The organism is Halalkalibacter flavus, from assembly GCF_036663575.1.
Classification (GTDB): domain Bacteria; phylum Bacillota; class Bacilli; order Bacillales; family Bacillaceae_D; genus Halalkalibacter; species Halalkalibacter flavus.
The window spans coordinates 1-469 of record NZ_JAWRVK010000128.1 but is presented as its reverse complement, the minus strand read 5'-3'; the positions used below and the strand labels follow the sequence as shown (position 1 = coordinate 469).

Sequence of the window (469 nt, the reverse complement as noted above, 5' to 3'; positions counted from 1 at the left end):
CCGAACACGGTCGTTAAGCTCTTCAGCGCCGATGGTAGTTGGGGGCTTCCCCCTGTGAGAGTAGGACGTTGCCAGGCGATAAAATGGGACTAACACAGTTAGTCCCATTTGTTTTGTGATGAACGGGGCCTTAGCTCAGCTGGGAGAGCGCCTGCCTTGCACGCAGGAGGTCAGAGGTTCGATCCCGCTAGGCTCCACCATTTACATAGATGTTGTGGCGGTGTAGCTCAGCTGGCTAGAGCAACGGCCTTCTAAGCCGTCGGTCAGAGGTTCGAATCCTCTAGGGTGCGCCATATATATCAGAAGTTTAATTTAACACTTTATGCTTTATTACATATTGCAAAAAATTAAAAAAAGGGTGGGGATAAGAATTTTATCCCTACTCTTTTTTCGGGTGTTTTGCCCAACCCCTGGAAACGGTCCCTTTTGAAAATATATACTATAAGTACTGATTTACAACGTTAAGGAA

General features: G+C 46.7%; 2 tRNA genes and 1 rRNA gene. All 3 read left to right on the top strand.

Annotated features, from left to right (window positions below):
* Positions 1–77, top strand: a 5S ribosomal RNA gene (gene rrf, locus SAY88_RS26150); the annotation flags it as partial.
* 47 nt (positions 78–124) lie between these two features.
* A tRNA-Ala gene (locus SAY88_RS24740) sits at positions 125–200 on the top strand.
* Positions 201–224: 24 nt separating this feature from the next.
* Positions 225–293, top strand: a tRNA-Arg gene (locus SAY88_RS24735).
* Positions 294–469: the final 176 nt, after the last annotated feature.